Here is a 26,054-nt window from a genome sequence, read left to right as displayed (position 1 = left end):
GCGCCCCACCGCACGATCGGTCGCACACGACCGCCGCCCCCCGACGCTCGACTAAAGTCCTCAGAGTGGGGAGAGCGCACCGCCCGGGCCGTCGGCGTCGGATACCGCGGCCGGTCCTGGTGACGGGGGCTGTCGTGCTCGTCGTCGCGCTCCTGATCGGTATCGCCGTCGTCGGTTCGCTGGTGACGAATCTCTTCCAGACCCTGTCGGCCCGGCCCCCCGCCGTGGACACGCGGATCGTGACCCCCGATGAATCGAAGGCCGCGAAAGCCGCGGCGCAAGAGCAGTCGGGCTCCCCCGAGGCGGACGCCGCCGCGTGGCTGGCCGCCCAGCCGACGACCTACTGGCTGACCCCCGAGATCGACCCGGTCGACGAGGTGTGGGATCGCATCGCACACCTGGCGGCCGAGGCGCGCGACCAGGATGCCACCGTCTCCATCGCCGTCTACGGGCTCCCCGACCGCGACTGCGGCAATCACTCCGCCGGCGGGCTGGATCCGGACGCCTACCGCGAATGGACGGCTCGGATCGGCGATGCGCTGCGCAACGCCTCCGACGTACGGAAGATCGTCGTCCTCGAACCCGACAGCATCGCCCTCGCTCCGTCCTGCGGGTCGCTCGAGGACCGGGCGGGATACCTGCGCACCGCCGTGGACAACATCCGTGGCGTCGACACGTGGATCTACCTGGACGGCGGCCACTCGGCATGGCATCCCGTGACCGAGATGGCCGACCTTCTGCGCTCCACCGGTCTCATGGGCGACGTGCGCGGAGTCGCCCTGAACGTCTCCAATTACCAGGACACCGCGAACGAGTTCGCCTACGCCCACCAGCTCTCCGACCTGCTCGGCGGAACGCACGCCATCATCGACACCTCCCGCAACGGCGCGGGTCCGGCCGGGTCGGAGTGGTGCAACCCCGCCGGTCGGCTCGTCGGAGCGGCCAGCGGCGCGTACGGCGACGGCGTGGTCGACACGACCCTGTGGATCAAGCCCCCCGGCGAGAGCGACGGCGAGTGCAACGGCGGCCCCGTCGCGGGAAAGTGGTGGCCGGATGCCGCCGTCGAGCTGACGCGTGAGAGTCGCTGATCTCACCCCTACGCGCCACGAGCTAACCCGTAAGCGCCACTAAGTATGTAAAGATGTGGCTCGGCCGCACTGCGGTCGCCGTGACTCGGGGGAGATCGCGGGCACGACATCCGTGCAAACCCGGAAGAGTGGTGGGATGAGCGACAGCACCGAGATGCTGAAGACGGCCGTGATCGTCGAGGACGACCCCGACATCCGCCACCTCCTCGTCGAGGTGCTCGAATCGGCCGGCTTCTCCACCGTGTCCGTCGGCAACGGGATCGACGGGGTGCGAGCCGTCATCGCCTACCAACCCCTCATCACCACGCTCGACGTGAACATGCCCGGGATCGACGGCTTCGAAGCCGCCCGACGCATCCGCCAGCAGAGCGACACCTACATCGTCATGCTCACCGGGCTCGAGGAGGAGGCCGACGTCGTCCTCGGCCTCGGCGCGGGTGCCGACGAGTACGTCGTGAAGCCGTTCCGTCCTCGCGAGCTGCGCGCGCGCATCGAGGCGCTCCTGCGCCGCCCGCGCGCCGGAGGCGCCGGCGTCCCGGGTCCGCGCCAGGACAGCGTGGGGCCGTCATTCCCGGCCGCGCGCCCGGCACCCGAACCCGTCCCGCACGTCGAACCGGCGCCGACCCCCGCCCCCGCCGCACCCCTGCCGGGCACACCGGTCGTCGTGCCGTCGTCGCAGGGCCCGGATCCGTGGTCCACGCCCCCGGGCAACGACCTGGCGACGCGGCCCGGCACCGACGTCGCGCCCCGCGCGCACGGAGAGCTGACCCCGACCGGCGGCCAGTGGATCGTCCACCGCGACCTCCAGCTCGACCCCGACAGCCGCATCGTCCGCGTCGACGGCCTCGAACTCGACCTGACCCGCACGGAGTTCGACCTCCTCGCGACGCTCATGGAGTCCAAGCGGCGCGTGCGCAGCAAGGCCGACCTCACGCTGGTGCTCCGCGGCGAGTCCTACGTCACCAGCTACTTCGTCGGCGAGGCCGACAAGCGCGCCATCGAAGCGCACATGACGAACCTCCGCCGCAAGCTCGGCGACAACCCCGCGAACCCCCGGTACATCGAGACCGTGCGCGGCGTGGGCTATCGCCTCACGTCGGAGCTGTTGGCGGCCCCCTGATCGACCCCGGACATCACGGATGCCTCGACCCTCCCCAGGGCCGAGGCATCCGTTTTTTCTCTGATGCGTTCGGGTCGCGATCAGACCTTGTATCCGTGGTGACGACGGACGAGCTTGGAGAACATGAGGAGGGTCTGCAGGACGGTGACGACACCGACGATGGGCCAGCCGATCCAGAGGATCGAGGACTGCACCATCGGGCCGACCAGCACCCAGATGACGGCGAGCGCGATCGCGACGGCGATGAGGACCACCATGGGCGCCCAGTGACCGAGTCCCCCACCGCGCTCCGCCTTGGCCTGCATCGCCCAGTTGTCGACCTTCTTCCGCGAGAGGAAGCGGGTCCACGAGCGGACGAAGTGGCTGATTCGGATCCACATGAAGATCTCGGCCGGGAAGAACAGCACCGCGAAGAGGACATCGGTGCGGTTGACCGCGGCCATCGTGCGCGCAATGCGCAGGTTCAGCAGCATCGCGACCACCGGTGGGATCAGCCACAGGGGCGAGAAGACGAAGGCGTTGATCGACAGCGACCCGGCGAGCAGGGTCAGGAACGCGACACGCACGAAGAGGTTCGTCAGCATGCCGAAGTTCTCGAACCACCGCAGACGCAGGTTGGGGTGGAACGGCTGACCCTTGGTGTCGCCACGCTGCCCCGGCCACATGAGCTCGATGGCGCCGTAGGTCCACTTGACCTGCTGCGCGTCGTACCCCGAGAGCGTCGTCATGCCGCCCACGTTGGCGCGGGCGTACGGGCTGATCTTCGTCAGGTAGCCGGCGCTCTTGATCTGCAGCGACAGCAGGGAGTCCTCGACCTCGGAGTCCTTCACCCAGGGCGTGACCTGGTGGTTCTGCTTCATCGCCTCACGAAGGGCGTTGGTGGAGAAGATCGAGAACTGGCCGCCCAGGACCGCCATGTTGCGACCGCGAAGCAGGTTCTGCAGGTTGAACGCGGCGAACTGGGTGCGCTGACCCGCTGTCAGGAAGCGTGCCACGAGACCCTTGATCGGCTTGTCGTCGATCGTGTAGATCGCCGAGATGCCGCCGATGCGGGAGTCGGACACGGCCTCGGTCTCGAGGTACTCCACGGCCTTGCTGTCGGCGATGGTGTCACCGTCGACGCCGAGCAGGTAGTCGTACCCCTCGACGAGCGAGTAGCCGTAGTTCAGGGCGCCGACCTTCTTGTCGGGGTTCTTGCCGATGTCGTGGACGAACACCTCGGTGAACTGCTCACCGAGTTCGGTGGTGATCTCGTGCGGGCCGCTGTACTCGGAGGCGATCTTGACCGTCGCGTCGGAGGTGTTGTTGACGACGACGTGGATGACGTCGGGCACGCGGGTCTGGCCGAGCAGGGCCTCGATGACCTCCGCGATCGACTCCTCCTCGTTGTACGCCGGGATGACGCATCCGATCGTCGAGCGGTGCACCGTGGAGTGCTCCAGGACCGAGGCGAAGTCGTCCGGGAACGCGTGCTCCTCGACGACGGGACTCGCCGTGCCGCCCACGGGGTAGGTCAGCGCCCGGGTCTGGGGAGCGAAGCTGCGCGCATCGGTCATGGCGGTGTCTTCCTGTCGGAGGGGCGGCGGTTCAGCCGTGTCCCACTCTGATAGGTTCACCGCAAGGCAACAGCCGAACATGACCATCGTCCCCGCAAGGTTTCCTCAAGATTCCCCCGGGGCCCCGGCACAGGGAGAGTTCCGACCGATGGTCGTCCTCGACCTCCTCGCCGCCATCGCCGCGGCCTCCGTCGCGGGTGCCGCGCTGTTCCTGGCGCACGGCCGCCACGGAGACGACCGCGGCGGCCCGCGCGCCGAGCTCGTGCGGTACATGGGCGTCGCCGCCATCTCGGCGCTGGCCTGCTCCCTCGCGAACGTCGCGGAGGTCGCCGGCGGCGGAACGTTCGCCGCAGCGGTGGGGAACGCGACCAACGTGGTGACGGTCGGGCTGGCCTGGGCGGGCGCCCGGCGCCTCAACGCGCGCCGCGGCATCGGGGCGGCCACGACGGGAGCCGTCGGCATCCTGATGCTGGCCGTCACCTTCGTCGTTCCGCTGGACGAGGCCACCCTGATCAAGACCGCGGGACTCGTGATCTTCGCCGCGCTCGCCTCCGTCGAGTTCGCGCGCCGGCCGCTGAGCGACCTCTCCGGAACCCGCGTCCTCGTCGCGACCCTGGTCGTGTTCGGGACGTTCAACTTCTACCGGCTGGTCGTGGGCACCGTCGCCGGGATGTCGTCGGCGCTCTGGCAGCACACGACGTCGACGCAGATCACCACCATCCTCAGCGCCCTGGCCATCGTCGGGATGGGGTTCGGATCGGTGCGCCTGGGGCGGCAGCTCGACGACGACCCCTCACCGGGGACCCGCGCGCACGACCGCCGGAGCCTCCGCCAGGCCGCGGACGATCTCCTGCACGCCCACGGGCGCGTCCACGTCGCCGTCGTCCGCATCCCGGAGATCGATCTGATCCGCGCGGCGCACAGCTCGGGTCGCGCCGAGGAGATGATCACGGTCCTCGTGGATGCCGCCCACGAAGCGCTGCCCGGATCCGCGGCCGGCGTCCCCGCGCGCGACACCGTCTTCGTGCTGCACGCCGGGTCGACGCCCCGCACCGAGGTGGAGGCCGGCGTACGGAGGACGTTCGCGCGGCAGATGCCGTTGATCGACTACACCGACACACCCGACCTGACCTTCGAGCACCACGCCGTGGCGGACGTGCACGACCTCTCCCTGTTGATGGAGAGCCGTCGGCTGCGTCCCGGTTCGGGCGCGGTCCCCCACGCCTGAACCGGGGCTCGCCGGGCACTCAGCCCTGGTCGGTGGTCTGACCCCATCCGGGTGCCCGGCCGGTGCTGGTGCTGGAGTCGGTGGCCTGACCGGCGGCGGTGGCGCTGTCGGACTCGAAGATGGCGATGGGCAGGTACTGGTAGACCGTCTGCTGGGTGAACGACGTGTCGGAGTTCGCGGAGCCTTCGACGGCGATGTTCAGGGCGAACTCGAGCGTGATGCCGTACGTGTCGTTGGGCAGCTGGCGGATCGAGGTCGTGGGCACGAGCAGACCGCCCTGGAAGCTGTTCAGGAGCAGGGCACGGTCCGAGCGCAGGGTGTCCGTGGGGACGAGCGTGCGCGGGTCCGCGCTGAACTGGAACGGGTTCGACACCTGGCCGCCCGTCTGGGCGGTCTGAGAGGTGATGGACACCGAGGAGATGTAGACGCGACGCTTCTCGGTGAGAACCGCCTTCTCGTCGACACGGTGGTCGTGCACGTTGAGCGCGAAGCCGAACTGCTTCTCGTTCGTCGTCGTCCACTCCATCGTGCGCTTGGGGTCGACGGCCCAGACGTCCAGGCGCAGCTCGAGACCGTCGGCGACCTCGGACGACAGCGACACCGACCCGTCATAGGTGAATCGGGAGTCGAACGGCATCGCGGACGCCGTCGACTGCGGTGCGGGGGTGGCGACGACGACCGACTGCCCGCCACCGGAGGTCTGGGCCTGGATGGCGTTGAAGGCGTCCACGACCTGCGTGCACCCGGAGAGGGTGATCGGGCCGCCCAGCGCGACGACGGCGGCGAGCGCGAGGGCTCGCACGGTACGACGGTGAGTGGAGCTGCTCACAGGTATCTCCCGGGTCTGAGGGCGCGGGCGCGCAGAGGTCGACGAGACGACCATCACGCTGCGGGATGCAGGCCTCAGGGGGAGTCTGACCGGACGACGCGACGGGTAGGACGCGAAGGGCGAGCAGAGACAGGATGGCGCGCAGAAGACTACACCATCGTCTATACACTCGATCACATGGCAGCCGTGAGGAGCGTTCCGCCGGCGTCGTCGCCGGTCGCTTCCGAGTCCGACGACGCGAGCGGACCCAGCAGCCGGACACGCTCGGTCTGGCTCCTGCAGCTGGTCCTCGGCGCGAGCGTGGTCATCACCGTCCTGCTCGTCCAAGCGCTCGAACCGTCCCTCTTCGCGGTATGGACGTTCTCCACCGGAGTGGGCGTCGTCATCGCGCTGACCGCGGTCGCGATCATGGTGCCCTGGCACCGACTGCCGCGGAATGCGGTCGCCCTCATCCCGTTCGGCGACATCGTCGGCATCGGGCTGTTGAGCTTCGGGACGGACCTGCGGTTCGGATTCTTCTGGGTGTTCCCGATCACGTGGATCGCCACCCACTTCGTCCTCAGCATGATGATCGCCTCACTGGCCGCGGTCGGCGTCATCATCGTCGCGGACGCCTCGGTCAACGGCGCCGGACCCGCCACGGCACTGCGCCTGATCGTGGTGCTCCTGTCCCTGACGTTCATCGCCATCACGGCGTATCTGTCGTCGCGCCAGACGCGCGCGTTCAAACAACTCCTCCGGCGCCAGGCCAGCAGGCTGCAGGGCACTCTGCAACGCGTCACCGGACAGGAACGTCGTGTGTCGCAGATGCTGAACGGTCTCGACACGGGCATCGCCCGGCTGTCGGTCGACGGCGAAGTGCTCGCCCTCAACGACACGTACGTGAACCTCTACGGCATCGAGCGCGACGAACCGTCGCGGCCCGGCGGAGCCGTCGAGTACGCCACCCTGCGGGGCGAACCGCTGCCCGACTCGGAGCGCCCGTTCGCGCGCGCGGCGCGGGGCGAGCAGTTCGAGGACGAACGGGTGTGGCTGTTCGACGCGCAGGGCGACTGGCACGCCCTGTCCGCGTCCACCCGGCGCCTGGTCTCGTCCGACGAGCCCGAGAGCACGCTCCTCATCGTCCACGACGTCACCGCCCTCATCGAGGCGGAGCGGGCGCGCGAGCGTCTCGCTGCGACCGTGTCGCACGAACTGCGCAACCCCCTCACGGCCATCATCGGCCACGCCGACCTGGCACTCGACGCCCCGGATCTGACGCCCAAGGTGCGCGAGCAGCTCGAGGTCATCGCGGGCGCCGGGGAACGCATGCAAACACTGATCTCCGAGATCTTGGCGAACTCCCGCGGGGTGTTCCGCGAAGAGAAGTCGGCCGCGACGGCGGACGCCAGTCGCATCATCGCCTCGTCGCTCGAGTCCTTCCGCCCGGCCGCCGCCGCGCGCCGCGTGAGCGTGACCGACGACCTCCCCCTCTCGGCCGAGGTCGTGGGCGACGGGTTCCGCCTGCGCCAGGCGTTCGACAACATCCTCAGCAACGCCATCAAGTACACCCCCGGCGGAGGGAGCGTCCACATCACGGGGCACGTCTTCGACGACCACGTCGAGCTCACGTTCGCCGACACCGGCATCGGCATCCACCCCGACGAACTGCCCAGGATCTTCGACCCGTACTTCCGCGCCCGGGCGGCACGCGAGAGCCCGACCCCCGGCACGGGCCTGGGCATGGGGATCGTTCGCAGCATCGTCGAAGAGCAGGGGGGATCGCTCGAGCTCGAGAGCGAGGTCGGGACGGGGACCACCGTGACGGTGCGTCTGCCTTCGCGGTCGGGGGCGACCGAGGCATGACCGCCCAGGAGACGCTCGCCAATCTCGGGCTCGCCCAGGCGACCGTCGCCACCCTGGCCACCGTGATGGTGATCGGGCTCGGCTTCCTGCACCGACCGTCCCGTGCCGCGCTCCTGTGGTCGCTGGCGTTCGTGCTGGCGATGTCGAGCACGTGGATCTCCGTCGCCGGTTCCGTGGTCGGCGACGAGGCCGTCCGTCGCGCGGGACTCGGTCTGATGCTCGGGGCTCCCGCGCTCATCTGGTCGGGATTCCGCGCTCGGCGGCACGTTCCGGCCCTGCCCTGGATCGCCGCGCTGCAGTCGATCGCGACCGCCGTCGCCTTCGTGCTCGCGGTCGACCTCCAGGTGTACGGGATGACGTTCCGCGTGGCGTTCCTGGGCGCGGCGATCTTCGCCGGGCTCACGATCGTCGAGGTCCGACGTGCCGCCGATCGATTCGAGCGACTCGCCCTGCCGCTCACGATCGTGTCCGCCGGTTTCGTCGCCCTCGCCGGCGCGATCGTCGTGGCGGGTCTGGCGCTGCCCTCGAGCGCGCAGGATCTCACGCTCCCCCGCATCCTCAACGGCCTCGCGATGCTGATCTACCTCGTGTGCGCGACGGTGAGCGTCCTGTACTTCACCTCGGTCTCGCCCGTCGGGACACGTGCGGCGCGCTCGTGGCCGCAGTTCTCCGTGACCGCGGAGGAGCGGCTCACCCGCGCGCGCCGGGCACAGGAGAGTTCCTGGAACGTGCTCGCGATCCGCCTCGACGACCCCGACCAGATCCGCAGCACGATCGGCGAGAACGGGTGGAACCGCATCACCTCGGCCTTCGAGGCCCTCGTGGCCGCAACCCTCCCCGCGGAGGCCGACATCGGGCGTCCGGCGCGCGGTCGCCTGGTGGTGGTGGTCTGTCGCCCCGGGCCCGTGCTCCGCGAGCACGTGCGCACTCTCCTGCGACGGGTGACAGAGATGGATGCCGACGACTGGGCCGACCTGCAGCTCTCGGCCAGCATCGGGTGGGTGCCGGCGGAGTCGGCCTGGTACGACCTCGACGAACTCGTGGGCCGGGCGGAGGACGCCGCGATGACGGCGACGCGACTCGGCGGCGACCGGTGGGAGCGCGTTCGCGCGTGATCAGCCCGCGGGCGTGGCGTCGCGGGCGATGGCGACCGTGAGGGTGTCGCTGGCGGTCTGCTTGGCGAAGTCGCTCGAGGTCGGCGTCGTCTGCAGGAGGAACTCGTACGTGAACTGGAGCGTCACGAACGTCGCCTCGGCGGGGACCTCCCCCACGTTGAACGTCTGCGAGTAGCTGTACGGCGACAGGACCACGTAGCCGGGCGGGTTGCTCTGATCGACCTGCGGAGTCAGCGGCGCGAACGATTGCGTGGCATTGCCCGGCACGGCCGTCATCGTCGCCCTCTGCAGATAGACCTGCTGCCCGTCGTTGGGCGTAACGGTGGTGTCCATCGAGATGCTCACCGGCTTCAACGCCGTCGCCGTCCAGCGGTCCATCGACAGGGTGGACCAGTACTTCACCGTCGCGGCGATGGCGCCGGCGGTCACCTTCTTCTCGGTGGAACCGCTGGAAAGGTCGTTCGGCACCGGCGTGGGAACCGGAGTGGTGGAGGCCGAAACCGTCGGCGAGGAGGAGGGCGTCGTCTGCCCACCGCCCTGCGCCCACGGCGGGGCGCCGCACCCGACCAGCGCGAGCAGCATCGCCCCCGCGCCGATCGCACCCAGCGCGGCTCGGCCGCGGCGCACCCGGTCCCCCATGAATCCTCCTGTGGTCTTCCGTCGAGTCTAGGCGGCGACGGGTCGCGAGGGCTCAGGGAACCACGCCCAGCCTCGGGCGACGACGCCCGCGGCTGGGCGACGGGTGGCGCAGACGACGCCGATCCTTTACGCAATCGAAACGCCGATCGGTGGCGCGCCGTGTACGGATGGGGGATAGTCGAAGAGGCGGATCCGCATCGCGCTGGGGGCGATCACCGCCGGCCCGTTGCACGCGACGTGCGCGGTCTCCCGTCCTCGACGCTTGTGGGTGCCGCATGAAGAACACGCTGGTCCGCTCCCTGGCCGCTGCCGCTCTGGCCACCGGAGCCGTCCTGGCCCTCCCGTCCATCGCCCACGCGGCGGCGGACGGCTCCCCCGATGACACGACGACCCACGCCTCCGCCAGCGTCCCCGGCGGGGGCGCACCCGCGCTGGGGTTCTGGATCGGGGGCGGCGCTCTCGCGCTCGCGGGCGGTGCGATCGCCGTGGGCGCCACCGTCCGACGTCACCGTCACGATCTCGACGTCTGAGTCGCCGACGCCCGACGAGGTACCGGTCTCCGGTCGGCTCAGGAGGCTACCGCGGGGCGGCTGCCCTCGACCTCCGCGGTGATCAGGATCGGCAGGTGATCGCTCAGCCCCTGCGGGAGGGTGCGGATGTGCGCGATGTCGAAACCGATCGACGTCGCAAAGTCGTAGTGCCCTCGGAAGAAGCGGTAGCGCGTGTAGGTACGCGAGTCGCTGAGGGTGAGTTCGTATCCCTGGTCGCGCACCGCCTGCCCGAGGTTCTCCTTGAACACCGGGTAGTTGTAGTCGCCGACCATGAGAGCGGGCAACCCGGGACCGAGGTTCTGCAACTCCGCCAGCGCGGTGCGGATCTGGTGGCGGCGCAGGGAGTTGAGGGCCGTGAGAGGTGCCGCGTGGAAGGAGGCGACGATGATCTCGTGGCCGTCGTCGATGTCGCGCAGGCGGACACCCAGCATGCGCTCCTCCGCCGGCTTCAGGACGTAGTCGTGCAGGGACTTCTTGAGGGCGATCGAGCGCACCTCGACCGCACGGAACGTGTTCTCGCGGTAGTACACGGCGAGTCCGAGCCGGTTGCGCTGCGTGGCCTCCGCGAGACGCAACCCGGAGATCTCCGCGGGGATGTCGCGGGTGTCGCATTCCTGCAGACATAGGACGTCGACCGCGTGCGCGTCGACGAGGGCGGCGAGCTCGCCCGCCGCGCGATGCTTGCGCAAGTTGTACGAAATGACCTTCATGGCCCCGCCAGCCTAGAAGGCGCAGCCCTCAGCTTGCTGAGGGTTGCGCAACGTTCACGAACCGATGTCGTCGGCGTCGCGCCGATTCCGCGTCTGTTCGGCCCGGGATGCCAGCAGCTCGTCCGCCGGATACCCCACCTCGGCCAGCACGAGCCCGCGTGCGGCGAGGACCTTCGTGTCCGGCAGACGCGCTCCCGCGTCACGGATCGCCACGACGCGTTCAGGGTCGATCCGGCCCTCGCCGACGGCCACGCAGGCGCCCACCAGTGCACGCACCATGCTGTGGCAGAAGGCATCGGCTCGCACATGGGCGAGGAGTGCGCCCGCGGGGTCACGGTGCCAATCGAACTCCAGCAGCGTGCGGATCGTTGTGGCTTCCTCGCGTGCTTTGCAGTAGGCGGCGAAGTCGTGGAGACCGATGAGGCTCCGGGCTGCGGCATCCATGGCCGCGACGTCCAGGTGCGCCTTGACGGTGGTGGTCCGCGCGCGATCGAGCGGGTCGTACCCGGTTCCGAGATCGGCGATGCGGTACACGTAGCGACGCCAGACGGCGGAGAAGCGGGCATCGAACCCCGCCGGGGCCGCCACCGTGTGATGGACCGTGACGTCGGGATAGGCGCCCAGGACGCCCCGGATCCGACCCGCGAGTGCCGTGACGCCGTCCGGCTCGTCCCCCTGGCGACGCCGGCGCGGAAGGCGTGCGACCTGCGCCTCATCGAGGTCGACGTGAGCGACCTGCCCCGAGGCGTGCACCCCGGCATCCGTGCGTCCGGCGACGACCAATCGCGGTTCTCCGCCGACGATGCGGCTCAGGGCGTCTTCGAGCGTTCCCTGGACGGTGCGCAGGCCCGGCTGCCGCGCCCACCCGCGGAAATGTGTGCCGTCATAGGCGATGTCGAGACGGATGCGCACTCGTTCAGCCTACGTGCCCCGGGATGACGAACGAGGCCCCCTCCCAGCGGGAGAGGGCCTCGTTCAGGAAGCAGAGGATTACGCCTTGGCGTCGTCCTCGACCGCGTCGGTGGCGGCGGCCTCGGCGGCCGCGCCCTCCTCCTGCGACTCGGCGCCGGCGTCGGCGGCCTCGTCGGTGGCGGGGGTCTCCTCGGTCGAGGTCTCCTCGGCGGGGGTCTCCTCGGCAGCGGGCGCGGCAGCCGCAGCGGGTGCCGCGGACTTCGACGCCGACGGCTTCTTGGTGACGGGCTCGAGGACGAGCTCGATCACGGCCATGGGCGCGTTGTCGCCCTTGCGGTTGCCGACCTTGGTGATGCGGGTGTAGCCGCCGTCACGGTCCGCGACCAGCGGAGCGATCTCGGTGAAGAGGGTGTGCACGACCTCCTTGTCACCGATCACCGAGAGGACGCGGCGGCGGGCGTGGAGGTCACCCCGCTTCGCGAACGTGATCAGTCGCTCGGCGAGCGGACGCAGGCGCTTGGCCTTCGTCTCGGTCGTCTTGATCGACTTGTGGGTGTACAGGGCCGCCGCGAGGTTCGCGAGAAGCAGGCGCTCGTGGGCCGGGCCGCCGCCGAGACGGGGACCCTTCGTGGGCTTGGGCATGTCGTGTTACTCCAGTAGGAAGGTTCGGTCGGGTCCGACGGGTCAGACGGTCTCGTCGTCGTAGCCGCCGAAGAACTGTGCACCGTCGAAACCGGGCACCGAGTCCTTGAGCGACAGGCCGAGGGAGGTGAGCTTGTCGCGCACCTCGTCGACCGACTTCTGACCGAAGTTGCGGATGTTCATCAGCTGGGTCTCGGAGAGGGCGACCAGCTCCGAAACGGTGTTGATGCCCTCGCGCTTGAGGCAGTTGTACGAGCGCACCGAGAGGTCGAGGTCTTCGATCGGCATCGACAGCTCGTTGGAGAGAACGGTCTCGACCGGCGCGGGGCCGATCTCGATGCCCTCGGCCTCGACGTTCAGCTCGCGGGCGAGACCGAACAGCTCGGTGAGCGTACGACCGGCCGACGCCACGGCGTCGCGCGGGGCGATCGACGGCTTCGACTCGACGTCCAGGACGAGCTTGTCGAAGTCGGTGCGCTCACCGGCACGGGTCGCGTCGACGCGGTAGCTGACCTTGAGCACCGGCGAGTAGATCGAGTCGATCGGGATCTGACCCGCCTCGGCGTACTCGTTGCGGTTCTGGGTCGCCGAGACGTAGCCGCGGCCGCGCTCGATGGTGAGCTCGAGCTCGAACTTCGCGGTGTCGTTGAGCGTCGCGATGACCAGCTCGGGGTTGTGCACCTCGACGCCCGCGGGTGCGGAGATGTCCGCCGCCGTGACCTCGCCGGCACCCGTCTTGCGCAGGTAGGCCGTGATGGGCTCGTCGCGCTCGCTCGAGACGACGAGCTGCTTGATGTTCAGGATGATCTCGGTGACGTCTTCCTTCACGCCCGGGATGGTGCTGAACTCGTGCAGGACGCCATCGATGCGGATGCTCGTGACGGCCGCGCCGGGGATCGACGACAGGAGGCTGCGACGCAGCGCGTTGCCGATCGTGTAACCGAAGCCGGGCTCGAGCGGCTCGATGACGAAACGGCTGCGGAACTCCCCGATCTTCTCCTCGGTCAGAGTGGGACGCTGTGCGATGAGCACTATGTGTTCCTTTCGATCACGTGCCCGCTATATGACACGTGTAATGGGGTGAGGTGTTGAGTTGTACTCGCCGGATGCAGACGGCCCGACGGCCGCCGGCATCCGGATGTCCTGGGATGCGCGGGAGCGCGAACGTTCCCGGGGAGTGACGAGCACTCCCCGGGAACGATGCGTCAGACGCGGCGGCGCTTCGGCGGACGGCAGCCGTTGTGCGCCTGCGGCGTCACGTCCTGGATGGAGCCGACCTCGAGGCCGGCGGCCGTCAGCGAACGGATCGCGGTCTCGCGACCCGAGCCGGGGCCCTTCACGAAGACGTCGACCTTCTTCACGCCGTGCTCCTGCGCCTGGCGGGCGGCGGACTCCGCGGCCATGCCTGCGGCGTAGGGCGTCGACTTGCGCGAGCCCTTGAAGCCGACGCCGCCGGACGATGCCCAGCTGATGACGGCCCCGGAGGGGTCGGTGATCGAAACGATGGTGTTGTTGAACGTCGACTTGATGTGGGCCTGACCCACGGCGATGTTCTTCTTCTCCTTGCGGCGCGGCTTGCGCGCGGCGGACTTGGCCTGTGCCATGTGCGGTTCTCCTGAATCCTGCGCCGGCGGAGGCCTAGCGCGCCTTCTTCTTGCCGGCGACCGTGCGCTTGGGGCCCTTGCGGGTACGCGCGTTCGTCTTCGTGCGCTGACCGCGCACAGGGAGGCCGCGGCGGTGGCGCAGGCCCTCGTAGGAACCGATCTCGACCTTGCGGCGGATGTCGGCGGCCACCTCGCGACGGAGGTCACCCTCCACCTTGTAGGTGCCCTCGATGTGGTCGCGCAGGGCGACCAGCTGGTCGTCGGTGAGGTCCTTGACGCGGACGTCCGGGCTGATGCCGGTCGCGGTGAGGATCTCGGTGGAGCGGGTACGGCCCACGCCGTAGATGTAGGTAAGTGCGATCACCACGCGCTTGTCGCGCGGGATGTCGACGCCGGCGAGACGTGCCATGCGGCTCTCCTCAGAGTGTCGTGGAGGTGTGGAGCAGGATCGGTGCCCGGGCCTCCGCCCCGAGGTGTCCCCCGCATCGCGGGTTCTGATCCTGCCGTTGTGTATTCAGTTGGAAGTCTGTCGTCGAGTCGGGCCGGACCTGGAGTCCGGTCCGCACTCAGCCCTGGCGCTGCTTGTGACGCGGGTTGCTCTTGCAGATCACCATGACGCGCCCGTGGCGACGGATCACCTTGCAGTGGTCGCAGATGGGCTTGACGGAGGGGTTGACCTTCATGGGGGTGTTCCTGTTCGCTGTCTTCGATCCGCGCGAGCGGTTCGTTACTTCTCGGCCGGGCTCAGCGGTAGCGGTAGACGATACGACCGCGCGTGAGGTCGTACGGGCTCAGTTCGACGACGACGCGGTCCTCGGGGATGATGCGGATGTAGTTCTGCCGCATCTTGCCCGAGATGGTGGCGAGCACCTTGTGACCGTTGGTCAGTTCGACACGGAACATCGCATTGGGCAGTGCCTCGGACACCGTGCCCTCGATCTCGATGACACCGTCTTTCTTCGCCATAAACTCGCTCACGCTCATTGCAGACCGGCCGGTCTGCGGTGGATGGGGATTCGGTGCTACGACACGCCAATAAAGGCGCAACGCACCAAAGATCAAGCATACGTGGTAGAGCGCGATGCGGCAACTCGCCGCATCGGCTCAGCCGTTGAGGCGATCGACGATGTCCTTCTGGGGGTCGCCGGTCAGATCGGTCTGGTTGACCAGAACCGTGCCGTTGATGGCGATCGTCGGCGTCGCGATCCCGGACCCCGTCTGCGACGGCGTCTTCTTGGTGATCGCCGTCACGAACTTCGTGTACGTCCCGTCCGTGATGCAGGAGCTCACGGCATCCGAGGCTCCCGCGTTCTTCGCGATGGTCGCGAGCGTCGCGTCGTCGAGGCCGGAGGTGCCCTCCGTGGGCTGCTGGGCGTACATCGCCGTGACGAAAGCGGACACGTTCGCCGGGTCGTCGACCGCGACGCAGTAGGCGGCGTTCGCGGCGCGCGTCGAGTACTGCGTGCCCTGCGACTGCGCGTCGAGGATCGAGATCGGGTGGATGTTGAGGGTGATCGTGCCGTCGTCGACGAGCTGCTGGAGCGTCGAGCCGTAGGCCTGCTCGAACGAGTTGCAGATCGGGCACATGAAGTCGATGTACGTGTCGACCGTCTGGCTGCCGGAACCCACGGCGATCGCGCCCGTGTCGGCGTTCACCGCCGAGGACTGCGGCACCGTCCCCGGCGACGTCGCCTGGTTGTTGGCGAACCACACCACTCCGCCGATCACGAGGACGACGACCACTGCGGCCGCCGTCACCCCGATCGCGAACCAGTTCGTGGACTTGCGAGCCGCGGCCATCATCATCAGTCGATCTCCTTCGGCACCACACCGAAGGGTGCCAGCTTCTCCGCACCGCCGTCGGACGCGGTGAGGACCCAGATTCCTCCATCGTGCACGGCGACGCTATGTTCCCAATGGGAGCCGGCTGTGCCGTCGATGGTCGAGACCGTCCACCCGTCGTCTTCGACCCGGGTCTCCTGGTCGCCGATGACCACCATGGGCTCGATCGCGACCGCGAGTCCGGGCCGCACCTCGGCGCCACGATCCGGCACCCGGTAGTTGAAGACGCTCGGCGACTCGTGCATCTTGCGGCCGATGCCGTGGCCGACGTAGTCGCGCAGGATCCCGTACCCCCCGTCGGGCGCGTTGTCCTCGATGTACCCCTCGATGGCGGCACTCACCTCGCCGAGGTGCGTGGCACGACTGAGCGCGGCGATGCCGGCCCACAACGAACCCTCGGTCACCTCGGACAGGCGTCGCCGAGGAGCCACGATCTCGTCCGGAGCGTCGCCGGGGACGACCACGGTGAACGCCGAGTCGCCGTTCCAGCCTCGGAACTCGGCCCCGGCATCGATGGAGAGCAGATCGCCCGCCTGGAGGGGACGATCGTTCGGGATGCCGTGCACCACCTGCTCGTTGACCGATGCGCAGATCGTGTGACGGTATCCCCGCACCATCTGGAAGTTCGACTTCGCGCCGCGCCCGGTGATGACGGCGGAGGCAGCGGCATCCAGGTCGAGGGTCGTGACGCCGGGGGCGATCAGCTCGCGCACGGCATCGAGCGCCGCGGCGGTGATCAGACCGGGCTCGATCATCGCCCGCAGCTGAGCGGGCTTCTTGTAGATCGAGGAGCGCAGGACCACGTCAGCGCGCCGGTCGCAGACCGCGCGCCTCGAGCGCCGCGAAGATGCGCGCGGTGATCTCGTCGAGGTCGCCGACGCCGTCGATCTCATCGACGATGCCGCGGGTGCCGTACACGTCGAGGATCGGAGCGGTCTCGCGCTCGTAGATCCCGAGTCGCGTGGCGATCGCCGCCTCGGTGTCGTCGGCACGGCCCTGCTCGGCCGCACGGGACGTGAGCCGGGCCAGCGATTCCTCCCGCGGGACGACGAGGGCGATCACGGCGTCCAGCTTCTCGTCGCGTCCCTCGAGGAACTCATCGAGGTGCAGGACCTGCGCGAGGTTGCGCGGGTAGCCGTCGAGGAGGAAACCCTCGGCCGCGTCGGCCTGCGACAGCCGGTCGCGGACGACGGCGCTGGTCAGCTCGTCGGGGACGAGGTCTCCCCCATCGATGATCGACTTCACCTGGAGCCCCAGCTCGGTGCCCTGCGAGACGTTGGCGCGGAACACGTCGCCGGTGGAGACGACCGGGACACCCAGCGCCTCGCCGACACGGACGCCCTGCGTCCCCTTGCCCGAGCCCTGGGGTCCGACGATCAGAAGACGTGCGGTCATCGCAGAAGCCCCTCGTAGTGACGCTGCTGGAGTTGAGCGTCGATCTGCTTCACCGTCTCGAGGCCGACGCCGACGATGATCAGGATCGACGCGCCGCCGAACGGGAAGTTCTGGTTGGCACCGACCGTCGCCAGCGCCACGAGCGGCAGTAGAGCGATGAGGCCGAGGTAGATGGATCCCGGGAGCGTGATGCGCGTCAGGACGTAGTCGAGGTACTCGGCGGTCGGACGACCCGCGCGGATGCCGGGGATGAAGCCGCCGTACTTCTTCATGTTGTCGGCGACATCAACCGGGTTGAACGTGATGGCGACGTAGAAGTACGTGAAGCCGACGATCAGCAGGAAGTACACGAGCATGTACAGCGGGTGGTCGCCGCGCGTGAGGTACTGCGAGATCCACGTCACCCACGCGGCCGGCTCCTGACCCGCCTGCGGCTGGTTGAACTGGGCGATGAGTGCCGGGATGTACAGCAGTGACGACGCGAAGATCACGGGCACGACGCCGGCCATGTTGACCTTGATCGGGATGTAGGTGTTCGTACCGCCGTAGGTGCGGCGTCCCACCATTCGCTTCGCGTACTGGACCGGGATGCGGCGCTGGGACTGTTCGACGAACACCACCAGCGCGACGACCACGATGCCCACCGCGAGCACGAGGAGGAAGATCTCGACGCCGCGCGTGTTCAGGATCGACAGCATGGCGGCCGGGAAGGTCGCGGCGACGGAGGTGAAGATGAGGATCGACATGCCGTTGCCGACGCCGCGCTCGGTCACGAGCTCGGCGAACCACATGACCAGGCCCGTACCGGCGGTCATCGTGATGATCATGAGCAGCTGCGCCCACCAGATGTCGTTGGTGAGGAGCTGCTGGCACTCCGGGGCGCCGCCGGTGCCGAAGAGCTGCCCGGAGCGCGCGACGGTGACCAGAGTCGTGGACTGCAGCAGCGCGAGCGCGATGGTCAGGTAGCGCGTGTACTGCGTGAGCTTGGCCTGACCGGCCTGGCCCTCTTTGTACAGCGTCTCGAAGTGCGGGATGACCACGCGCAGCAGCTGCACGATGATCGTGGCCGTGATGTACGGCATGACACCCAGGGCGAAGATCGACAGCTGGAGGAGCGCTCCACCCGAGAAGAGGTTCACCAGGGAGAGCAGGCCCTCGGTGCTCCCGGACGCCGCCAGACAGCGCTGGACGTTCGGGAAGTCGACGAAGGGCGTCGGCACGTGGGCACCCAGCCGGTAGATGGCGATGATGCCCAGCGTGAAGGCGATCTTCCGCCTCAGGTCGGGCGTGCGAAAAACCCGCGCGATGGCGCTGAACAAGGGGATTCCTCCAGAACGATCTCGGCGCGCGACCAGGCGCACACGGAATCAGACTAACCCAGAAGGGGCCGACGGCCACACGGCCGCCGGCCCCTTCGGGGTGTGACGTCAGTTGATGGAGCCGCCTGCGGCGACGATCTTCTGCTCCGCGGAGCCGGAGACCTTGTCGACCGACACGTTGAGCGCGACCGAGATGTCGCCGGTGCCGAGCACCTTGACCTTCTCGTTCTTGCGCACGGCACCCTTGGCCACCAGGTCGACGATGGTCACATCGCCGCCCTGCGGGTAGAGCTCGGCCAGCTTGTCGAGGTTGACGACCTGGTACTCGACCCGGAACGGGTTCTTGAAGCCACGGAGCTTCGGGGTGCGCATGTGCAGCGGCATCTGCCCACCCTCGAAGCCGACCTTGACCTGGTAACGGGCCTTCGTTCCCTTGGTACCGCGACCGGCGGTCTTACCCTTCGAGCCCTCACCGCGACCGACACGGGTCTTCGCGGTGCGAGCGCCGGGGACGGGACGCAGGTGGTGGACCTTCAGCACGCCGGGGCGTGCCGCGGGTGCGGCATCCTTCTTCGCGGCCGTCTTGCGGGCCGGAGCCTTCTTCGGGGCGTCGACCGTGGTGGTCTCGTCCTTCTTGTCAGCCATTAGTCGATCTCCTCAACCTTGACGAGGTGGGCGACGGTCTTGACGTAGCCGCGCGTCTGCGCGTCGTCGGGACGGACGACGGAGTCGCCGATCCGCTTGAGACCGAGCGAGCGCAGCGTGTCACGCTGGTTCTGCTTCTCGCTCACCTTGGACTTGATCTGCGTGACCTTCAGACGCTCGGCCATCAGGCACCTACCTTCTGAGCGGCGGCCTCGGCGCGCACGAGGCGGGCCGGGGCGACCTGGTCGAACTCCAGACCGCGGCGGGCGGCCACGGCACGGGGCTCCTCGAGCGACTTCAGAGCCTCGACGGTCGCGTGCACGATGTTGATCGTGTTCGACGAACCGAGCGACTTCGAGAGGACGTCGTGGATGCCGGCGCACTCGAGGACGGCGCGGACGGGACCACCGGCGATAACACCGGTACCGGCAGCGGCGGGGCGCAGGAGCACCACACCGGCGGCAGCCTCACCCTGGACGGGGTGGGGAATGGTCGAGCCCGAGCGCGGCACGCGGAAGAAGTTGCGCTTGGCCTCTTCAACACCCTTCGAGATGGCGAGGGGCACTTCGCGCGCCTTGCCGTAGCCGACGCCCACGACGCCGTTGCCATCGCCCACGACGACCAGCGCCGTGAAGCTGAAGCGACGACCGCCCTTGACGACCTTCGAGACGCGGTTGATCGTCACGACGCGCTCGAGGAACTGGCTCTCGTTGCGGTCGCGCGAACCACGGTCACGCTGGTTGGCGTTGCGCTCGCGACCGCCGCGGCGGGGCTCGCGCTCACGCTCGGCGGGTGCCTGGGACCCAGCCGCACCCTCAGTCGGTGCAGTCTGCTCGGTCACTTCGGTCTCCTTGTTGTCACTCACAGGTTCAGCCCTCCTTCGCGGGCGCCTTCGGCGATCGCGGCGACACGACCGGCGTAACGGTTGCCGCCGCGGTCGAACACGACGTCCGAGAAGCCGGCGGCCTTCGCGCGCTCGGCGACGAGCTCGCCGACCTTGCGGGCCTTGGCGGTCTTGTCACCGTCGAACGAACGCAGGTCGACCTCGAGCGTCGAGGCCGAGGCCACGGTGTGGCCCTTGCTGTCGTCGACCAGCTGGACGAAGACGTGGCGGGCCGAACGCGTCACGACGAGACGGGGACGGAGCTCCGTACCCACGACCTTCTTGCGCAGGCGAGCGTGGCGACGCGCGCGGGCGGCGGACTTTGTCTTGATAGCCATGGCTACTTACCACTCTTTCCGGCCTTGCGGCGCACAACCTCGCCCGCGTACCGCACACCCTTGCCCTTGTAGGGCTCGGGCTTGCGGATCTTGCGGATGTTGGCGGCGGCCTCGCCGACGGCCTGCTTGTCGATGCCGCTCACGGTCAGCTTGTTGTTGCCTTCGACCGTGAGGGTGATGCCCGCGGGCGGGTCGATCAGGACGGGGTGCGAGAAGCCGAGGGCGAACTCGACCGAGCTGCCCTTCTGCGCCACGCGGTAACCCGTGCCGACGACCTCGAGGCCCTTGGTGTAGCCCTGGGTGACACCGATGATGTTGTTGTTGATGAGCGTGCGGGTCAGGCCGTGGAGCGACCGCGACTCGCGCTCGTCGTCGGGGCGGGTGACGAGAACCTGGTTCTCCTCGACCGAAACCTCGAGGGGCTGCGCGATGGTGAGCGCGAGCTCGCCCTTCGGGCCCTTGACGTGGACCTCCCGGCCGTTCACCGAGACGGTGACACCGGCGGGGATGTCGATGGGAAGACGTCCAATACGCGACATGTCAGATCACCACACGTAGGCGAGGACTTCCCCGCCGACGCCCTTCTGCTCGGCCTGACGGTCCGTGAGGAGACCGGAGGAGGTGGACAGGATGGCGACGCCCAGGCCGCCGAGGACCGTGGGGACCTCGGTGGACTTCGCGTACACGCGAAGGCCGGGCTTCGACACGCGCTTGATGCCGGCGATCGACCGCTCGCGGTTCGGGCCGTACTTCAGCGTCATGGTGAGGGTCTGGCCGACACGGGCGTCCGAAACGGACCAGTCGGCGATGTAACCCTCCTGCTTGAGGATGGCGGCGATGTGCGTCTTGAGCTTCGAGCTCGGCAGCGACACGGAGTCGTGGTGCGCCGAGTTCGCGTTGCGCAGACGGGTCAGCATGTCTGCGACCGGGTCTGTCATCGTCATGTGTTGCTTCTTTCGATCATGAGGTTTCGACTGCCGTTACACGACAGGCGACCTTCGATGAGAGGCCCCCGGGATCCCGGGGGCCCGGGGCTCAGGCCTGAGCGTCCGCCGACTGGAACGGGAAGCCGAGCTGGCGAAGCAGCGAGCGGCCCTCGTCATCGGTCTTCGCGGTGGTGACGATCGTGATGTCGAAACCACGCACGCGGTCGATGCGGTCCTGATCGATCTCGTGGAACACGGACTGCTCCTGGAGACCGAAGGTGTAGTTGCCGTTGCCGTCGAACTGCTTGGCCGAGAGACCGCGGAAGTCGCGGATACGGGGCAGGGCGAGGTTGACGAGACGGTCGACGAATTCCCACGCACGGTCACCACGGAGGGTGACGTGCGCACCGATGGCCTGTCCTTCGCGCAGCTTGAACTGCGCGATGGACTTGCGGGCCTTGGTGACGATGGGCTTCTGACCGGTGATCTTGGTGAGGTCCTCGACCGCGCCATCGATCACCTTGCTGTCGCGAGCAGCCTCGCCGACACCGGTGTTCACGACGACCTTGACCAGACCGGGGATCTGCATGACGTTCGCGTAACCGAACTCTTCCTGCAGCGCCTTCTTGATCTCGGTGTTGTACTTCTGCTTCAGGCGGGGCTGGATCTTGCCAGCCACCGCGGCAGTGTCGGTGCTCATATTCAGAGGTCCTTGCCTGACTTCTTCGCGAAGCGCACGCGGACGGTGCGCTTGACGCCGTCCTTCACCTGCTCCTCGACGCGGTGACCGACGCGGGTCGGCTTCTTGGTCGAGGGGTCGACGATCGCGACGTTGGAGATGTGGATCGGGGCCTCGAACGTCTCGATGCCACCGGTCTTGGTGCCGCGCTGGGACTGGCCGACGCGGTTGTGCTTCGTGACGTAGTTCACGCCCTCGACGATGACGCGGTTCTGCTCGGTGAGGACCTCGAGGACCTTGCCCTGCTTGCCGCGGTCGCCGCCCTTGTCCTGCTTCTTGCCAGAGATGACCTGTACCAGGTCACCCTTCTTGATTTTCGCCATGATCAGATGACCTCCGGGGCGAGCGAGACGATCTTCATGAACTTCTTGTCGCGAAGCTCACGGCCGACCGGTCCGAAGATGCGGGTGCCGCGGGGCTCCCCGTCGTTCTTCAGGATCACGGCGGCGTTCTCGTCGAACTTGATGTACGAGCCGTCGGGACGACGGGTCTGCTTGACCACGCGGACGACGACGGCCTTGACCACGTCGCCCTTCTTGACGTTTCCACCGGGGATCGCGTCCTTGACCGTGGCGACGATGACGTCGCCCAGGCCCGCGTACCGACGGTTGGAGCCGCCCAGCACACGGATGGTCAGCAGCTCCTTGGCGCCGGTGTTGTCGGCGACCTTCAGCCGGGATTCGTTCTGAATCACTTGTTACTCCTTGGGTTCCAAGCAAGCCGCGAGGCTTACTTGGCCTTCTCGAGGATCTCGACCAGGCGCCAGCGCTTGGTGGCGCTGAGCGGACGGGTCTCGTTGATGACGACCAGGTCGCCGATGCCGGCCGAGTTCGTCTCGTCGTGGGCCTTGACCTTCGACGTGCGACGGATGACCTTGCCGTAGAGCGGGTGCTTCACGCGGTCCTCGACCTCGACGACGATCGTCTTGTCCATCTTGTCGCTGACGACGTAGCCACGACGCGTCTTGCGGTAACCGCGGGCGCTCTCGTCGCGGACGTCGTTCGCCGCGTGCTCGTGGCCGACGACCTGCGCCTCGGCTTCTGCCTTCTTCGCGGTAGCCATTACTCCGCCTCTTCCTTCGCGGCGTCGTCAGCGGCATCCGCCTTCTTCGCCTTGCTCTTCTTCGCCTTCGTCGCCTCGACCGGGGCCGGCGTGGCGCGGATGCCGAGCTCGCGCTCACGGATCACCGTGTACAGACGCGCGATGTCGCGCTTGACTGCACGGATGCGGCCGTGGCTCTCGAGCTGGCCGGTGGCCGACTGGAAGCGCAGGTTGAACAGCTCTTCCTTGGCCTTGCGCAGCTCCTCGACGAGGCGCTGGTCTTCGAACGTGTCGAGCTCGCTCGGGGCGAGCTGCTTGGTGCCGATCGCCATTACGCGTCGCCCTCCTCGCGCTTGATGATGCGTGCCTTCAGCGGCAGCTTGTGGATGGCACGGGTCAGTGCTTCACGAGCGAGTTCCTCGTTGACACCGGCGACCTCGAAGAGGACGCGACCCGGCTTGACGTTCGCAACCCACCACTCGGGCGAACCCTTACCGGAACCCATGCGGGTTTCGGCCGGCTTCTTGGTGAGCGGGCGGTCGGGGTAGATGTTGATCCACACCTTTCCACCACGCTTGATGTGACGCGTCATGGCGATACGAGCGGACTCGATCTGACGGTTGGTCACGTAAGCGGGGGTCAGAGCCTGGATGCCGAACTCACCGAACGACACCGTGGTGCCACCGGTGGCCTGACCCGAGCGACCGGGGTGGTGCTGCTTCCGGTACTTGACCTTACGGGGGATGAGCATTACGCCGACGCTCCTTCTGCCACGGGGGCCTCGTTGCGCGGGCCACGACGACGGTCGCCGCCACGGTCGTCACGACCGCGCGACTTGGGCGCGTTGGCCTGCTCGCGGGCGAGCTCCTTGTTGGTGAGGTCGCCCTTGTAGATCCAGACCTTCACGCCGATGCGGCCGAAGGTCGTCTTGGCCTCGTAGAAGCCGTAGTCGATGTTCGCGCGGAGGGTGTGCAGGGGCACACGGCCTTCGCGGTAGAACTCGGAGCGGCTCATCTCGGCGCCGCCGAGACGACCCGACACCTGGATGCGGACACCCTTGGCGCCGGCACGCTGTGCGCCCTGCAGGCCCTTGCGCATCGCGCGGCGGAACGCCACACGACCGGTGAGCTGCTCGGCCACACCCTGCGCGACCAGCTGAGCGTCGGCCTCGGGGTTCTTGACCTCGAGGATGTTCAGCTGGATCTGCTTGCCGGTGAGCTTCTCGAGGTCGGCGCGGATGCGCTCGGCCTCGGCGCCGCGGCGACCGATCACGATGCCCGGGCGGGCGGTGTGGATGTCGACGCGGACGCGGTCACGCGTGCGCTCGATCTCGATGTTGCTGACGCCCGCGCGGTCGAGCGAGGTGGTCAGCAGGCGACGGATCTTGATGTCCTCGGCGAGGTAGTCGGCGTAGCGCTGTCCGGGCTTCGTCGAGTCGGAGAACCACCGCGACACGTGGTCGGTGGTGATGCCGAGGCGGAAGCCGTACGGGTTGACCTTCTGTCCCATTACTTGCTCGCCTTCTTGTTGGCGCGAGCCGGGGCCGCAGCAGCGTCTTCCGGCGTCGCGAGCACGACCGTGATGTGGCTCGTGCGCTTCTTGATCTGGAAGGCGCGACCCTGTGCGCGGGGCTGGAAACGCTTGAGCGTCGTGCCCTCGTCGACGTACGCGTTCTTCACGTACAGGTCGGCGTCATCCAGGTACTCGTTCGTCTTGTCGGCGGTGACGCGAGCGTTCGCGATCGCCGAGGCGACGAGCTTGTAGATCGGCTCGCTCGCGCCCTGCGGCGCGAACTTCAGGATGGCGAGGGCCTCTTCGGCCTGCTTCCCCTTGATGAGAGCGACGACACGACGAGCCTTCTGAGGGGTCACGCGGATGTGTCGCACGCGTGCGATGGACTCCACCATTTCTCTCTCCTCCTCGGTCGCCTTAGCGGCGACGGCCCTTCTTGTCGTCCTTCACGTGGCCGCGGAAGGTGCGGGTGGGCGAGAACTCGCCCAGCTTGTGGCCGACCATGGTCTCGGTCACGAACACGGGGATGTGCTTGCGTCCGTCGTGCACGGCGATGGTGTGTCCCAGCATGGCGGGGATGATCATCGAACGGCGCGACCAGGTCTTGATGACGTTCTTCGAACCGGCTTCGTTCTGCGAGACGACCTTGCGAAGCAGGTGCTCGTCGACGAAGGGGCCCTTCTTAAGGCTGCGAGGCATCTTCCTCTACTCCTACTTACGCTTCTTGCCGGCGGTGCGACGGCGGACGATCAGCTTGTCGCTTTCCTTGTTCGCGTGGCGGGTACGGCCTTCGGCCTTACCCCACGGCGAAACGGGGTGACGACCACCGGACGTCTTGCCCTCACCACCACCGTGCGGGTGGTCGACCGGGTTCATGGCGACACCACGGACGGTGGGACGGACACCCTTCCAGCGCTTGCGGCCGGCCTTGCCCCAGTTGATGTTCGACTGCTCGGCGTTGCCGACCTCGCCGATCGTGGCGCGGCAGCGCACGTCGACGTTGCGGATCTCGCCGGAAGGCAGACGCAGCTGAGCGTAGGGGCCGTCCTTGGCGACCAGACGCACGGAGGCGCCGGCCGAACGGGCCATCTTCGCTCCTCCCCCGGGACGGAGCTCAATCGCGTGGATCACCGTACCGGTGGGGATGTTGCGCAGCGGCAGGTTGTTGCCGGGCTTGATGTCGGCGCCGGCACCGGACTCGATGATGTCGCCCTGCTGCAGCTTGTTGGGGGCGAGGATGTACCGCTTCTCGCCGTCCTTGTAGTGCAGGAGCGCGATGCGCGCGGTGCGGTTGGGGTCGTACTCGATGTGAGCGACCTTGGCGTCGATGCCGTCCTTGTCGTTGCGACGGAAGTCGATCAGACGGTACTGGCGCTTGTGACCGCCACCGATGTGACGCGTCGTGATGCGGCCCTGGTTGTTGCGGCCACCGGTCTTCGACAGCGGGCGCAGCAGCGACTTCTCAGGCGTCGATCGGGTGATCTCGGCGAAGTCGGCCACCGACGAGCCGCGGCGACCGGGCGTCGTGGGCTTGTACTTGCGAATAGCCATTGTTCTTGTCCTCTATCCCGACCG

The 26,054-nt window shown here is 68.1% G+C and carries 37 protein-coding genes; 6 read left to right on the top strand and 31 right to left on the bottom strand.

Features of this window, described 5'->3' with window-relative positions:
- The first annotated feature begins 65 nt into the window (after positions 1–65).
- Both P8R59_RS09155 and P8R59_RS09150 read left to right on the top strand, forming a co-directional pair.
- Positions 66–1,088 (top strand): glycoside hydrolase family 6 protein, encoded by a 1,023-nt coding sequence (locus P8R59_RS09155; RefSeq protein ID WP_278103674.1) that lies wholly within the window; start codon positions 66–68, stop codon positions 1,086–1,088.
- Positions 1,089–1,224: 136 nt separating this feature from the next.
- A complete protein-coding gene (locus P8R59_RS09150) occupies positions 1,225–2,208 on the top strand; it encodes a response regulator transcription factor (RefSeq protein WP_278103673.1) in 984 nt (327 codons plus the stop codon).
- An 80-nt stretch (positions 2,209–2,288) separates the two neighbouring features.
- Here P8R59_RS09150 and P8R59_RS09145 read toward each other — a convergent pair whose 3' ends face one another.
- The gene (locus P8R59_RS09145; protein WP_077049560.1) at positions 2,289–3,764 is read right to left on the bottom strand and encodes a glycosyltransferase family 2 protein; all 1,476 of its coding nucleotides are present in this window, start codon (positions 3,762–3,764) and stop codon (positions 2,289–2,291) included.
- A gap of 148 nt (positions 3,765–3,912) precedes the next feature.
- Here P8R59_RS09145 and P8R59_RS09140 point away from each other — a divergent pair, with 148 nt between their 5' ends.
- Positions 3,913–4,992: a hypothetical protein gene (locus tag P8R59_RS09140; protein ID WP_278103672.1), complete on the top strand. Its 1,080-nt coding sequence runs from the start codon at positions 3,913–3,915 to the stop codon at positions 4,990–4,992.
- 19 nt (positions 4,993–5,011) lie between these two features.
- Here P8R59_RS09140 and P8R59_RS09135 read toward each other — a convergent pair whose 3' ends face one another.
- Positions 5,012–5,821 carry a fructose 1,6-bisphosphatase gene (locus P8R59_RS09135; RefSeq protein ID WP_278103671.1) on the bottom strand — a complete coding sequence of 270 codons (810 nt, stop codon included), beginning with the start codon at positions 5,819–5,821 and terminating at the stop codon, positions 5,012–5,014.
- A 177-nt stretch (positions 5,822–5,998) separates the two neighbouring features.
- Here P8R59_RS09135 and P8R59_RS09130 point away from each other — a divergent pair, with 177 nt between their 5' ends.
- Together P8R59_RS09130 and P8R59_RS09125 are read left to right on the top strand one after the other, a co-directional pair.
- On the top strand, positions 5,999–7,666 hold the full coding sequence (locus tag P8R59_RS09130) for a sensor histidine kinase (RefSeq protein ID WP_278103670.1): 1,668 nt from the start codon (positions 5,999–6,001) through the stop codon (positions 7,664–7,666).
- Positions 7,663–8,781, top strand: a complete 1,119-nt coding sequence (locus P8R59_RS09125) for a hypothetical protein (RefSeq protein WP_278103669.1) — start codon at positions 7,663–7,665, stop codon at positions 8,779–8,781. The genes P8R59_RS09130 and P8R59_RS09125 overlap by 4 nt, the downstream gene beginning before the upstream one ends.
- Here the strand turns inward: P8R59_RS09125 and P8R59_RS09120 are convergent, their stop codons facing one another.
- A complete protein-coding gene (locus P8R59_RS09120) occupies positions 8,782–9,420 on the bottom strand; it encodes a hypothetical protein (protein ID WP_278103668.1) in 639 nt (212 codons plus the stop codon).
- Between the two features lie 275 nt (positions 9,421–9,695).
- Here P8R59_RS09120 and P8R59_RS09115 point away from each other — a divergent pair, with 275 nt between their 5' ends.
- Positions 9,696–9,950, top strand: coding sequence for a hypothetical protein (locus tag P8R59_RS09115; protein WP_278103667.1), 255 nt, complete (start codon positions 9,696–9,698; stop codon positions 9,948–9,950).
- 38 nt (positions 9,951–9,988) lie between these two features.
- Here P8R59_RS09115 and P8R59_RS09110 read toward each other — a convergent pair whose 3' ends face one another.
- The 28 genes from P8R59_RS09110 to rplB all read right to left on the bottom strand — a co-directional run bounded on the left by P8R59_RS09110 (position 9,989) and on the right by rplB (position 26,030).
- Positions 9,989–10,681 (bottom strand): endonuclease/exonuclease/phosphatase family protein, encoded by a 693-nt coding sequence (locus P8R59_RS09110; RefSeq protein WP_077049566.1) that lies wholly within the window; start codon positions 10,679–10,681, stop codon positions 9,989–9,991.
- 54 nt (positions 10,682–10,735) lie between these two features.
- Complete coding sequence (truA, locus tag P8R59_RS09105) at positions 10,736–11,593, bottom strand: tRNA pseudouridine(38-40) synthase TruA (RefSeq protein WP_278103666.1); 858 nt, start codon at positions 11,591–11,593, stop codon at positions 10,736–10,738.
- A 78-nt stretch (positions 11,594–11,671) separates the two neighbouring features.
- Positions 11,672–12,235, bottom strand: coding sequence for a 50S ribosomal protein L17 (gene rplQ, locus P8R59_RS09100; RefSeq protein ID WP_278103665.1), 564 nt, complete (start codon positions 12,233–12,235; stop codon positions 11,672–11,674).
- Positions 12,236–12,277: 42 nt separating this feature from the next.
- On the bottom strand, positions 12,278–13,267 hold the full coding sequence (locus tag P8R59_RS09095; protein WP_022879045.1) for a DNA-directed RNA polymerase subunit alpha: 990 nt from the start codon (positions 13,265–13,267) through the stop codon (positions 12,278–12,280).
- Between the two features lie 173 nt (positions 13,268–13,440).
- Positions 13,441–13,839 (bottom strand): 30S ribosomal protein S11, encoded by a 399-nt coding sequence (gene rpsK, locus P8R59_RS09090; protein ID WP_013583990.1) that lies wholly within the window; start codon positions 13,837–13,839, stop codon positions 13,441–13,443.
- Positions 13,840–13,873: 34 nt separating this feature from the next.
- Positions 13,874–14,248, bottom strand: a complete 375-nt coding sequence (gene rpsM, locus P8R59_RS09085) for a 30S ribosomal protein S13 (RefSeq protein ID WP_063256596.1) — start codon at positions 14,246–14,248, stop codon at positions 13,874–13,876.
- 157 nt (positions 14,249–14,405) lie between these two features.
- Complete coding sequence (gene rpmJ, locus P8R59_RS09080) at positions 14,406–14,522, bottom strand: 50S ribosomal protein L36 (protein ID WP_005050492.1); 117 nt, start codon at positions 14,520–14,522, stop codon at positions 14,406–14,408.
- 61 nt (positions 14,523–14,583) lie between these two features.
- A complete protein-coding gene (infA, locus tag P8R59_RS09075) occupies positions 14,584–14,805 on the bottom strand; it encodes a translation initiation factor IF-1 (protein ID WP_013583992.1) in 222 nt (73 codons plus the stop codon).
- A gap of 138 nt (positions 14,806–14,943) precedes the next feature.
- Positions 14,944–15,645, bottom strand: coding sequence for a DsbA family protein (locus tag P8R59_RS09070; RefSeq protein ID WP_175627533.1), 702 nt, complete (start codon positions 15,643–15,645; stop codon positions 14,944–14,946).
- Positions 15,645–16,484, bottom strand: coding sequence for a type I methionyl aminopeptidase (map, locus tag P8R59_RS09065; protein WP_278103664.1), 840 nt, complete (start codon positions 16,482–16,484; stop codon positions 15,645–15,647). Before map ends, P8R59_RS09070 begins: the two co-directional genes overlap by 1 nt.
- A gap of 1 nt (position 16,485) precedes the next feature.
- Complete coding sequence (locus P8R59_RS09060) at positions 16,486–17,076, bottom strand: adenylate kinase (protein WP_077049570.1); 591 nt, start codon at positions 17,074–17,076, stop codon at positions 16,486–16,488.
- On the bottom strand, positions 17,073–18,395 hold the full coding sequence (secY, locus tag P8R59_RS09055) for a preprotein translocase subunit SecY (protein WP_077049571.1): 1,323 nt from the start codon (positions 18,393–18,395) through the stop codon (positions 17,073–17,075). Before secY ends, P8R59_RS09060 begins: the two co-directional genes overlap by 4 nt.
- Positions 18,396–18,503: 108 nt before the next feature.
- Positions 18,504–19,040: a 50S ribosomal protein L15 gene (rplO, locus tag P8R59_RS09050; protein ID WP_278103663.1), complete on the bottom strand. Its 537-nt coding sequence runs from the start codon at positions 19,038–19,040 to the stop codon at positions 18,504–18,506.
- Complete coding sequence (gene rpmD, locus P8R59_RS09045; RefSeq protein WP_013583998.1) at positions 19,040–19,225, bottom strand: 50S ribosomal protein L30; 186 nt, start codon at positions 19,223–19,225, stop codon at positions 19,040–19,042. Before rpmD ends, rplO begins: the two co-directional genes overlap by 1 nt.
- Positions 19,225–19,905 (bottom strand): 30S ribosomal protein S5, encoded by a 681-nt coding sequence (rpsE, locus tag P8R59_RS09040; protein WP_022877829.1) that lies wholly within the window; start codon positions 19,903–19,905, stop codon positions 19,225–19,227. Before rpsE ends, rpmD begins: the two co-directional genes overlap by 1 nt.
- The gene (gene rplR, locus P8R59_RS09035; protein WP_022877830.1) at positions 19,902–20,261 is read right to left on the bottom strand and encodes a 50S ribosomal protein L18; all 360 of its coding nucleotides are present in this window, start codon (positions 20,259–20,261) and stop codon (positions 19,902–19,904) included. Before rplR ends, rpsE begins: the two co-directional genes overlap by 4 nt.
- A 2-nt stretch (positions 20,262–20,263) precedes the next feature.
- Positions 20,264–20,800: a 50S ribosomal protein L6 gene (gene rplF, locus P8R59_RS09030; RefSeq protein ID WP_077049573.1), complete on the bottom strand. Its 537-nt coding sequence runs from the start codon at positions 20,798–20,800 to the stop codon at positions 20,264–20,266.
- A 6-nt stretch (positions 20,801–20,806) separates the two neighbouring features.
- Positions 20,807–21,205 (bottom strand): 30S ribosomal protein S8, encoded by a 399-nt coding sequence (gene rpsH / locus P8R59_RS09025; RefSeq protein ID WP_138174671.1) that lies wholly within the window; start codon positions 21,203–21,205, stop codon positions 20,807–20,809.
- Between the two features lie 91 nt (positions 21,206–21,296).
- Entirely contained in the window at positions 21,297–21,887 is a 591-nt protein-coding gene (gene rplE / locus P8R59_RS09020) for a 50S ribosomal protein L5 (RefSeq protein WP_077049575.1), read from the bottom strand.
- 2 nt (positions 21,888–21,889) lie between these two features.
- Positions 21,890–22,249 (bottom strand): 50S ribosomal protein L24, encoded by a 360-nt coding sequence (gene rplX, locus P8R59_RS09015; RefSeq protein WP_077049576.1) that lies wholly within the window; start codon positions 22,247–22,249, stop codon positions 21,890–21,892.
- 2 nt (positions 22,250–22,251) lie between these two features.
- Positions 22,252–22,620 (bottom strand): 50S ribosomal protein L14, encoded by a 369-nt coding sequence (rplN, locus tag P8R59_RS09010; protein ID WP_013584005.1) that lies wholly within the window; start codon positions 22,618–22,620, stop codon positions 22,252–22,254.
- A gap of 35 nt (positions 22,621–22,655) precedes the next feature.
- Positions 22,656–22,988 (bottom strand): 30S ribosomal protein S17, encoded by a 333-nt coding sequence (gene rpsQ / locus P8R59_RS09005; RefSeq protein ID WP_278103661.1) that lies wholly within the window; start codon positions 22,986–22,988, stop codon positions 22,656–22,658.
- Positions 22,988–23,299 carry a 50S ribosomal protein L29 gene (rpmC, locus tag P8R59_RS09000; RefSeq protein WP_013584007.1) on the bottom strand — a complete coding sequence of 104 codons (312 nt, stop codon included), beginning with the start codon at positions 23,297–23,299 and terminating at the stop codon, positions 22,988–22,990. The genes rpsQ and rpmC overlap by 1 nt, the downstream gene beginning before the upstream one ends.
- The gene (rplP, locus tag P8R59_RS08995) at positions 23,299–23,718 is read right to left on the bottom strand and encodes a 50S ribosomal protein L16 (RefSeq protein WP_013584008.1); all 420 of its coding nucleotides are present in this window, start codon (positions 23,716–23,718) and stop codon (positions 23,299–23,301) included. Before rplP ends, rpmC begins: the two co-directional genes overlap by 1 nt.
- Entirely contained in the window at positions 23,718–24,476 is a 759-nt protein-coding gene (gene rpsC / locus P8R59_RS08990; RefSeq protein WP_278103660.1) for a 30S ribosomal protein S3, read from the bottom strand. The genes rplP and rpsC overlap by 1 nt, the downstream gene beginning before the upstream one ends.
- Positions 24,476–24,874, bottom strand: coding sequence for a 50S ribosomal protein L22 (gene rplV, locus P8R59_RS08985; RefSeq protein WP_058623970.1), 399 nt, complete (start codon positions 24,872–24,874; stop codon positions 24,476–24,478). The genes rpsC and rplV overlap by 1 nt, the downstream gene beginning before the upstream one ends.
- A 22-nt stretch (positions 24,875–24,896) precedes the next feature.
- Entirely contained in the window at positions 24,897–25,178 is a 282-nt protein-coding gene (gene rpsS / locus P8R59_RS08980) for a 30S ribosomal protein S19 (protein ID WP_013584011.1), read from the bottom strand.
- A 12-nt stretch (positions 25,179–25,190) separates the two neighbouring features.
- The gene (gene rplB, locus P8R59_RS08975; RefSeq protein ID WP_076491316.1) at positions 25,191–26,030 is read right to left on the bottom strand and encodes a 50S ribosomal protein L2; all 840 of its coding nucleotides are present in this window, start codon (positions 26,028–26,030) and stop codon (positions 25,191–25,193) included.
- Between the last annotated feature and the right edge of the window lie 24 nt (positions 26,031–26,054).

Origin of the sequence: Microbacterium proteolyticum (assembly GCF_029639405.1) — a bacterium.
Classification (GTDB): Bacteria; Actinomycetota; Actinomycetes; order Actinomycetales; family Microbacteriaceae; genus Microbacterium.
This window is presented reverse-complemented; position numbering and strand designations above follow the sequence as displayed.

Coding starts and splice junctions, on each gene's coding strand:
- rplP (WP_013584008.1), bottom strand. CDS start 23,718: ATGCTCATCCCCCGTAAGGTCAAGTACCGGAAGCAGCACCACCCCGGT.
- rplX (WP_077049576.1), bottom strand. CDS start 22,249: ATGGCGAAAATCAAGAAGGGTGACCTGGTACAGGTCATCTCTGGCAAG.
- P8R59_RS09140 (WP_278103672.1), top strand. CDS start 3,913: ATGGTCGTCCTCGACCTCCTCGCCGCCATCGCCGCGGCCTCCGTCGCG.
- rpsH (WP_138174671.1), bottom strand. CDS start 21,205: ATGACGATGACAGACCCGGTCGCAGACATGCTGACCCGTCTGCGCAAC.
- P8R59_RS09070 (WP_175627533.1), bottom strand. CDS start 15,645: ATGATGATGGCCGCGGCTCGCAAGTCCACGAACTGGTTCGCGATCGGG.
- rplV (WP_058623970.1), bottom strand. CDS start 24,874: ATGGTGGAGTCCATCGCACGCGTGCGACACATCCGCGTGACCCCTCAG.
- rplB (WP_076491316.1), bottom strand. CDS start 26,030: ATGGCTATTCGCAAGTACAAGCCCACGACGCCCGGTCGCCGCGGCTCG.
- P8R59_RS09110 (WP_077049566.1), bottom strand. CDS start 10,681: ATGAAGGTCATTTCGTACAACTTGCGCAAGCATCGCGCGGCGGGCGAG.
- rplO (WP_278103663.1), bottom strand. CDS start 19,040: ATGGCTGACAAGAAGGACGAGACCACCACGGTCGACGCCCCGAAGAAG.
- P8R59_RS09125 (WP_278103669.1), top strand. CDS start 7,663: ATGACCGCCCAGGAGACGCTCGCCAATCTCGGGCTCGCCCAGGCGACC.
- rplQ (WP_278103665.1), bottom strand. CDS start 12,235: ATGCCCAAGCCCACGAAGGGTCCCCGTCTCGGCGGCGGCCCGGCCCAC.
- rpsK (WP_013583990.1), bottom strand. CDS start 13,839: ATGGCACAGGCCAAGTCCGCCGCGCGCAAGCCGCGCCGCAAGGAGAAG.
- infA (WP_013583992.1), bottom strand. CDS start 14,805: ATGGCGAAGAAAGACGGTGTCATCGAGATCGAGGGCACGGTGTCCGAG.
- rplR (WP_022877830.1), bottom strand. CDS start 20,261: ATGGCTATCAAGACAAAGTCCGCCGCCCGCGCGCGTCGCCACGCTCGC.
- rpsM (WP_063256596.1), bottom strand. CDS start 14,248: ATGGCACGTCTCGCCGGCGTCGACATCCCGCGCGACAAGCGCGTGGTG.
- rpsQ (WP_278103661.1), bottom strand. CDS start 22,988: ATGGCTACCGCGAAGAAGGCAGAAGCCGAGGCGCAGGTCGTCGGCCAC.
- rplF (WP_077049573.1), bottom strand. CDS start 20,800: ATGTCGCGTATTGGACGTCTTCCCATCGACATCCCCGCCGGTGTCACC.
- rpmJ (WP_005050492.1), bottom strand. CDS start 14,522: ATGAAGGTCAACCCCTCCGTCAAGCCCATCTGCGACCACTGCAAGGTG.
- P8R59_RS09145 (WP_077049560.1), bottom strand. CDS start 3,764: ATGACCGATGCGCGCAGCTTCGCTCCCCAGACCCGGGCGCTGACCTAC.
- P8R59_RS09120 (WP_278103668.1), bottom strand. CDS start 9,420: ATGGGGGACCGGGTGCGCCGCGGCCGAGCCGCGCTGGGTGCGATCGGC.
- rpmC (WP_013584007.1), bottom strand. CDS start 23,299: ATGGCGATCGGCACCAAGCAGCTCGCCCCGAGCGAGCTCGACACGTTC.
- rpsC (WP_278103660.1), bottom strand. CDS start 24,476: ATGGGACAGAAGGTCAACCCGTACGGCTTCCGCCTCGGCATCACCACC.
- P8R59_RS09130 (WP_278103670.1), top strand. CDS start 5,999: ATGGCAGCCGTGAGGAGCGTTCCGCCGGCGTCGTCGCCGGTCGCTTCC.
- rplE (WP_077049575.1), bottom strand. CDS start 21,887: ATGAGCACCGACACTGCCGCGGTGGCTGGCAAGATCCAGCCCCGCCTG.
- rpsS (WP_013584011.1), bottom strand. CDS start 25,178: ATGCCTCGCAGCCTTAAGAAGGGCCCCTTCGTCGACGAGCACCTGCTT.
- P8R59_RS09115 (WP_278103667.1), top strand. CDS start 9,696: ATGAAGAACACGCTGGTCCGCTCCCTGGCCGCTGCCGCTCTGGCCACC.
- P8R59_RS09150 (WP_278103673.1), top strand. CDS start 1,225: ATGAGCGACAGCACCGAGATGCTGAAGACGGCCGTGATCGTCGAGGAC.
- rpmD (WP_013583998.1), bottom strand. CDS start 19,225: ATGGCCGAGCGTCTGAAGGTCACGCAGATCAAGTCCAAGGTGAGCGAG.
- P8R59_RS09060 (WP_077049570.1), bottom strand. CDS start 17,076: ATGACCGCACGTCTTCTGATCGTCGGACCCCAGGGCTCGGGCAAGGGG.